8 protein-coding genes and 2 pseudogenes are annotated in these 6,531 nt (G+C 62.0%); 4 read left to right on the top strand and 6 right to left on the bottom strand.

Going from position 1 to position 6,531, the window contains the following annotated elements; all coding sequences use genetic code 11:
• Both ACIQ51_RS07070 and ACIQ51_RS07065 read left to right on the top strand, forming a co-directional pair.
• Nucleotides 1–260, top strand: a 260-nt coding sequence (locus ACIQ51_RS07070; protein ID WP_396204321.1) for a hypothetical protein, incomplete at its 5' end; no start/stop codon positions are given.
• Nucleotides 241–474 carry an addiction module protein gene (locus ACIQ51_RS07065; RefSeq protein WP_396204320.1) on the top strand — a complete coding sequence of 78 codons (234 nt, stop codon included), beginning with the start codon at nucleotides 241–243 and terminating at the stop codon, nucleotides 472–474. The genes ACIQ51_RS07070 and ACIQ51_RS07065, both read left to right, overlap by 20 nt.
• 237 nt (nucleotides 475–711) lie before the next feature.
• Here ACIQ51_RS07065 and ACIQ51_RS07060 read toward each other — a convergent pair whose 3' ends face one another.
• From ACIQ51_RS07060 to ACIQ51_RS07040, 5 genes and pseudogenes are all read right to left on the bottom strand, one after another.
• The gene (locus ACIQ51_RS07060; protein ID WP_396204319.1) at nucleotides 712–1,173 is read right to left on the bottom strand and encodes a c-type cytochrome; all 462 of its coding nucleotides are present in this window, start codon (nucleotides 1,171–1,173) and stop codon (nucleotides 712–714) included.
• 71 nt (nucleotides 1,174–1,244) lie between these two features.
• Nucleotides 1,245–1,565 (bottom strand): annotated as a pseudogene (locus tag ACIQ51_RS07055) (DUF2322 family protein).
• A gap of 226 nt (nucleotides 1,566–1,791) precedes the next feature.
• A pseudogene (locus tag ACIQ51_RS07050) lies at nucleotides 1,792–2,247 on the bottom strand (phospholipid-binding protein MlaC); the annotation flags it as partial.
• Between the two features lie 15 nt (nucleotides 2,248–2,262).
• Entirely contained in the window at nucleotides 2,263–2,448 is a 186-nt protein-coding gene (locus tag ACIQ51_RS07045) for a hypothetical protein (protein WP_396204318.1), read from the bottom strand.
• 107 nt (nucleotides 2,449–2,555) lie between these two features.
• Nucleotides 2,556–2,933, bottom strand: coding sequence for a hypothetical protein (locus ACIQ51_RS07040; RefSeq protein ID WP_396204317.1), 378 nt, complete (start codon nucleotides 2,931–2,933; stop codon nucleotides 2,556–2,558).
• Between the two features lie 671 nt (nucleotides 2,934–3,604).
• On the opposite strand from ACIQ51_RS07040, the gene ACIQ51_RS07035 reads away from it, so the two are divergent.
• A complete protein-coding gene (locus ACIQ51_RS07035) occupies nucleotides 3,605–4,072 on the top strand; it encodes a hypothetical protein (protein WP_396204316.1) in 468 nt (155 codons plus the stop codon).
• 427 nt (nucleotides 4,073–4,499) lie between these two features.
• Here ACIQ51_RS07035 and ACIQ51_RS07030 read toward each other — a convergent pair whose 3' ends face one another.
• Nucleotides 4,500–5,531 (bottom strand): BPSS1187 family protein, encoded by a 1,032-nt coding sequence (locus ACIQ51_RS07030; RefSeq protein ID WP_396204315.1) that lies wholly within the window; start codon nucleotides 5,529–5,531, stop codon nucleotides 4,500–4,502.
• Nucleotides 5,532–5,723: 192 nt separating this feature from the next.
• On the opposite strand from ACIQ51_RS07030, the gene ACIQ51_RS07025 reads away from it, so the two are divergent.
• On the top strand, nucleotides 5,724–6,353 hold the full coding sequence (locus ACIQ51_RS07025; RefSeq protein ID WP_396204314.1) for a hypothetical protein: 630 nt from the start codon (nucleotides 5,724–5,726) through the stop codon (nucleotides 6,351–6,353).
• Nucleotides 6,354–6,531 lie beyond the last annotated feature (178 nt).

Raw genomic sequence — 6,531 nt, 5'->3', positions numbered from 1 at the left:
CTTGGCTAACGATGCTTGCTTCAGGCGGGCAGCGCGGTAGCTCGCTGCGCTCGCATCTTGTCGAATCGCCCGCTGCAGAAGCCGGGCGTTATGCCGAAGCAGGCGGCGTTCGGTTGCCTGGCAGTGCATTCGTCGCGGTAACTCTGCGCTGCGATGAAAAGCCACCGCGCGGCGTTCTGGGAATGGCGGTTACGATCGACCCTTACGTAAACTGCGAGACGCCTTTACAAGGAAATGCCCATGGTCGACCGAAACGCTGAAACGCTCGCTGAACAGCTGCTGACGTGGCCCAGCACAGATCGCGCGCGGCTGGCGGCCTTGCCACTTGCGAGCCTCGAGCCGAGTGAGCCGGATACGGTGGCGGCGTGGGACGACGAGATCGCACGGCGCGGCGCCGAGCTCGACGCGGGGCAGGTACAGAGCATTCCGGCTGCCGAGGTCTTTGCTGAGCTTGATCGTCGTCTTCGGCGATGACGCTTCGGTTTCATCTACGCGGCATACCCCGCGTGGGTGCCCCGGTGGCCACCTCAAATTCCCCCAGCGGTGGCCGGGTCAAACTCCCCCAGCTGACGTGCACGGGACCACGTGAGGCTACGGGCCTTTCGGCCACACTGGTATGGTTCATCGTCACACAACTCTGATCCGCACAGTGGGCGTAAAAAAAAGCCGACCCAAAAGTCGGCTTTTCTACGCCCTGATAGATAACGATTACTACATCCGGTAATCGTTCATCCGGTAATTGTCATGGCAGCCCTTGCAGGTCTTGCCAAGCTCAGCCAACGCCGTTTTCAGCGTTGCCAAATCGCCGGCAGCTGCGGGCAAGGCTTTGGCGGCCACGGTGAATCTATCGAATGCAGCTTTGAATTTCTCAGGCTCACTCCAAACTTTAGGATCAGCCTTGGTCAGCGCACCTCTGTCAGTGCCAGGGCCATACGCACCTGCCAGCAATGGCAAGTCGGACAATTCGGCAATCACGGTAGCATAGCGCTGAGCCACCTCCTTGTTAAAAGGCACGTCACCCTTGGCCATGGCGTTGAGCGCCCCGTTGCTGCGCGCGTTGATCGTCATGGCGGACTGACGATACTTGATCTGATCTTCCGGTTTGGCTTGGGCAAACGCCACAGAAGCACTTAAGCTGGCCACGGCCAGTACGGCGATATGCGTGATCTTCATATTGATCCCTCTTTGGTTGGCACTACTGCTACGGACGGAGACCGGGGGCGGCATTCAGAGTCGGCCGCGCACTACCCGGCGGCCCCTGCAAGCACACGTTTGACGTGCACGACGTTTCCGGCAAGCACAATTCTCAGTGGCCGATCAATATTCGGATGGTTGCCAGGATGCTGGCGCGCGTCCTCTGTGTGCTCAGCATAGAGCTCAAGGCCCTTGCTTGCTGCCTCAGCCGTAATGGCGCCGTAGAACTGAGCCAGGTGGTTGTATACAGTCAGAGAGCCTATCTGACCGGGCTTGTTTTCGACTGTACCCAGCTCGCTGCCATCAGCATCGACGCGTTAAAGGGCGGCAAGATGGGATACCCCGGGGAGTTGCTTGAGATTGTCTCCCAAAAGCCATGTTCTTGGATGGGGAGTTGGGAGTTGAGAGTTTGGAGTTAGGGACGCACTGAACAGTTCAATCCCTCTCGCCACAAAGTGTCGACCATTCGTCGAACGTACGGCGCGATCGCGGACCTCGCCAGCACCGCGTGAGAGGAGGCGGCGTGCCCTGCCTCTCGTCCGCGCGCTTCGTTTTCGGTCAGGGTGGAGGGCAGCAGCATGGTCCAGGGCTTGTGCGTCAGGGCATGGCGTTGGCGGCCGTTTTGTTGCGCTCGGCCAGCTTGGCAATCAAGCCGTCAATGCCCCCGGCGGAGATTTCCTGAGCAAAGCTCGACCGGTAGTTGTCCACCAGCCAGACGCCCCGCACATAGACGTCATAGACCTGCCACTTGCTCTCGACCTTTTCGAGCCGATAGTCAAGCTGGATCGGCTCGCCGCTCCCCTTGAGCTGGGTGCGCACCACGACCTCGGTGTCTTCAGGCTTGGAGCGCATGGGGCGCATCACCACGTTGTGGTCACGGACCTGGGTGAGGGCGCCCGCAGAGGTACGCACCAGCAAGGTCTTGAACTCCTCCTGCAGGCGCTTCTGTTGCTCGGGTGTGGCTTGTCGCCAAGAGCGACCCACGGCCGAGGCGGTCATGCGCTGGAAGTTCAGGTGCGGCGCGATCTTCTCGTCCACCAGGGCGATGATCTTCTTGAAATCACCCGCCTAGATGGCCTTGTCGGCCTTGACTGACTCGATCACTTCGCCGGAAACCCTCTGCACCAGTTCCTCTGGCAAGGTTTGCGCGGCATGCAGCAACGAGGTGCCCGCGAACAACGCAGCCGCTGGCTCCTGTGCGAAGGCGGATGCGCCGATGAATGCGGCTAGGATGAATGCGATGGATTTGGTCATGGTAAACTCCCGTTGAATTTGCCAGCAGGATAACGTGCCTCGTTGACCTGCGATGACTACCCAACCAAAGCATGGCCCACGCAGGAGATGTCGATCAGAATCGAGCGCTACTTGGTGGTGGCGTACGGCTTTCCGTTGCGAAGCGAGATCGTGACTTCGGAAATCGTCATGAGGTCGAGTTCCTCCCAGATCCAGCTCTTTCCGGCAGCCGTGACGACCTTGAGATCCCACTCCTTCTGCTTCTTGCGGTCCTCGAAGATGATCTCCACGCTATCGCCGTTGATGAGCACATCCGTGCCGAGCACGTCGTCTTCCCAATCGGCTTCGGTGCTGGGCGACACGTAGACCTCTTCGATCGTCGTGCCGATCCGGTTGACGAGGGTGAAGTCCTGCGGACCGTCCGCACGCGGGTGTGAGAACGCGCTGGCGACCGCGACGAGCACGAGGAGGCTCGCGACGCTGAGGAGCTTGAGGGAGCGCTTCATGATTGGCTTCTGGATATGGGATTCAATTGGGGTCGGCCGAGTATACGGAGTGATAGCCGACCGCGCCAGTAACGACCGACGGGCGGCGGCGTGCCCTCCGCCTTGCGCGCGAAGCGCTCGTCGGAGACCGTCTGCAGGCGATGCAGATGGTCCGACACCGACCGAAAGAGCGGCACCGCCTGAGGGCGCCGGGGGGGGGGGTAGACGCCACGCGCCGCCGGCGCCGCGTCGGGCATCCTCGCTCCAGGACCGGGGAGCGCCGAGTGTACACCCACCGACCGCGCCGCCTGTCTCCCCTCCGTTGCGCGACGGGCCGTTTCGACGCACCATCCACTCGGCGCGGGCCTCACGATGCTTGCTGCAGACGGGCGTCTTCGGAAGCGCGCTCCGCGCGCATCGTGCTGGAGCGCCCGTTGCAGAAGCTGGCGTTCGGCATACGCAATGACTCACGAACTCGAAACGGAGTGTAACCGATGTCCTTGATCGTTTGTCCAGATTGCGGCCGGAGTGTGTCCGACGCGGCTGCCGCGTGCATTCACTGCGGGCGACCAATCGCCCGTTCAACGGCTGAACCCGCGTCACCGATGTCGCCAGTGCCGACGCCCGAGCCCCAGCCAATTCCCCAGCGAGCCTCCGCGACAAGAACTGCAACGGAATATCCACTGTTTAGCGTGTCGACACAGAAGTTCATCGTGCTCTCCATCTGCACGTTTGGCTTCTATGAGCTCTACTGGTGCTATCAGAATTGGGTCAGGTTGCAGTCGAAATCGACAAAGGACATAAGTCCATTCTGGCGAACTTTCTTCGCACCACTCTGGAATTTCAGACTCTTTGGAAGCATTCGAGACATGGCCGTCTCAGAGAATGTGGCGGTCTCGTGGAGTGCTGGTGTTCTTGGTGCACTCTATCTCGTTCTGAGCCTGCTTTGGCGACTACCAGATCCGTGGTGGTGGCTAAGCTTTGCTGCGTTGCTCGCACTGGTACCAGTACAACAAACTGCGCAACGGATCAACAGACTATATGTCGCGGAAGGAGAAAGGCCGGAGAATCACACGTACAGCAAGACCAACATCGTGACAATCGTGATTGGAAGTCTCATCGTGATTTTGGCAGTCGTGGGCACCTTCATACCGGAATAGGGTGGAGCCTAACGAGCGTTGCTGCAGTCGAAGGCAATAATGTGCGCTGTGTAACTGCGCAGCGTTTCGCGCTGCTCCGTTCACAGCGAATTCTTTAGAGCCTTTTCAGCAGAACGCAGCGTTCGGCGTCAGTACCGTGTCGAGGGGAACCTGATTCTCACTCAGACGGGATCCCCGCATCGTGGCACGGCACGGGGTGGACGGCGCGTCGCGCGTTAGGGCCGATGACGACACCGCCACTCGGGTATCTGGTTGGCTGGCGGGCGCTCGGTGAGGTGGTGGTGGCTCGCGGCTGAGCGGACAACCGCGCGGCCATCAGCCAGACGAAGGCGATTGGAGTCGCCACACGACGGCAGCGAGGCAGATGAGGTCGATAGCGCCGCCGCCGAGCGCCGGTTACTGCGTGGGGCAACCCGTAGCGATCAGCCTACGGAAAGCAGAGATAGGCCCACACTCCGTTGCCGTTGAAGAGCGGCGCACCGGTACCGTCCACCGGGGTGGAGGTATCCACGACCGTCACGCCGTGATTCTTGAGGGCCGCCGTGAGCGCCGTGCTGGCTGGGTTGAAGGAAAGCAGCGTGCGCAGCTGCTGGAACCCCCCGTACGGACTCGCCGCTCCATCTACAAGCACCGGTCCGGAGGCTGGCGCGCTCAGCCCCATCGCGGTCCAGTGTGCCGAGGCATGCGCATTGGGGACGAGCGTGTCGAAGTCAGAACCAAAGCCGAACTGCCGGCTCGCCGGTGTCACGTTGGCTCGCGCGCTCGTCCACGGTGCGGGCCGGTCGGTGAGTTCGTTCCAGTCTTCCGGTGAGGAGAAATAGACGGCACGCGCCAGCAGCACCGACTTGGCGAGCACCCCAACATGGCCGCCCCCCTGCGAATGACCGGCCAACACGATGCTGCTCCAATCGACGGTGTTGTCAGCACGCAGGAACTGCCCCCAGCCCTCTGAGGGAGCGGTAGTGCGGAGCGACAGCAGGAGGCGGGTGACCCGATTGACGATGGAATTCGCCGGCGTGACAGCACTCTGGCCGGCGACTGGCGTGCCGCCACCGAAGACGACCACACTCCGGGCTTGCCAGTAGCAGTTCGGGTCCGCGCTAAACTGACAGAGCGTCCCCATGGCAACCTGATTCACATAGTTGACGCCGATGGCATGGTACCCGCGCGCGGCGGCCGCACGTAGGATGTAGCTGTACTGCGAAGGGCGCCCCAGTGTCCCCGGCAGGAACACCAGCAGTTTCCCCTGCGGGGTGATGGCCGGCGACGGATTGATGACGACATGCGGTGCTTCGGCGCCGGTCGGAACGGCCGCGATGGCCGCATCGGTCGTGGTGGCATTGATCTGCCGCTCGACGGATGGTGGCCGTGTGACTTGTGGGGGAGCCGTGATGCCGGGCGCATCGTTCGCGTCACGACGTGCGCAGGCGCCGGCCGCCACCAGAAGCGAAACAACCAACGTCCGCCAGGTCGTGCAACACGGACTCGGCATTCGAGATTTCCTCACGGTGTCGCCCCTTTGCACGTTGATTCGGGAAATGGGAGGCGTCGTTTCACCCGGGCCACCACGGTCGCGAGGCCTGATTGTGAGACGGCGTCGGCAACGCAATGTAAGTCCCCCAGCCGTACTGTCCTGTTGCCTCCGAGCCCGGTGACCGGCATCCTGAACCGTGACATTGAGTTCGCCGAGCCGATCTGGGCGTTCTTCAAGTCGCGGTTGCCTTCGGGCGTCCGGGCTTGTAGGGGCCGCGGGCCTGACGATGCTTGCTCTTGCCGAGCGGACCGACCAATCGCGCCATCCTATTCACAGGGCGGTCCGCTCGCAACAGAAGCCGGGCGTTCGGCGGCCACGGAGGAACGCATGCCTGAGGATTCCGAGCTGCTCGTCGAGCAGGCCAGGCAGGATCGGATGGAGGGGCGACTACGCGACGCTCTCATGGGTTATGAACGTGCAGCCGCCCTTGCTCGCGTCGCAAACGACATGGGGCAACTTGCCCACGCGCAACGGCATGTGGGGGACCTGCACCGTGAGCTCGGCCAGAATCGCGCGGCCGAGGCTGCAGCGTCCGAGGCGGTAGCCGTCTATCGGCAGCATGACGGCGACGCATCGCTCGACTTGGCGAATGCGTTGCGTGTGCTGGCGCTCGCCCACGAGTCGCTTGGGCAGTCACCAGCGGCCGCGGCATCATGGCGAGAGGCCAGATCGTTGTACCTGGCGGTCGGCGTACTTCCGGGTGTTCACGAGTGTGACCAGCACATCGCACACCTTGGACTCGCGTGAATCCGCCTTCGGCAGTTGGCACTGCGCGTTCCCGCGCACCTCAAAGCCAGCCGCCGAACGAGTAGTTGCTATGACACGGCGGCTATTGAGCAAACGCGCTACGCGCATTCGTTTATGACTGCGCCTTGCAGCAGAACAAGGGCGTTAGACCGCCCTGTTCCGAGATTCCGACAGACGC

This window comes from Gemmatimonas sp. (assembly GCF_044344655.1).
Lineage (GTDB): Bacteria > Gemmatimonadota > Gemmatimonadetes > Gemmatimonadales > Gemmatimonadaceae > Gemmatimonas.
This window is presented reverse-complemented; position numbering and strand designations above follow the sequence as displayed.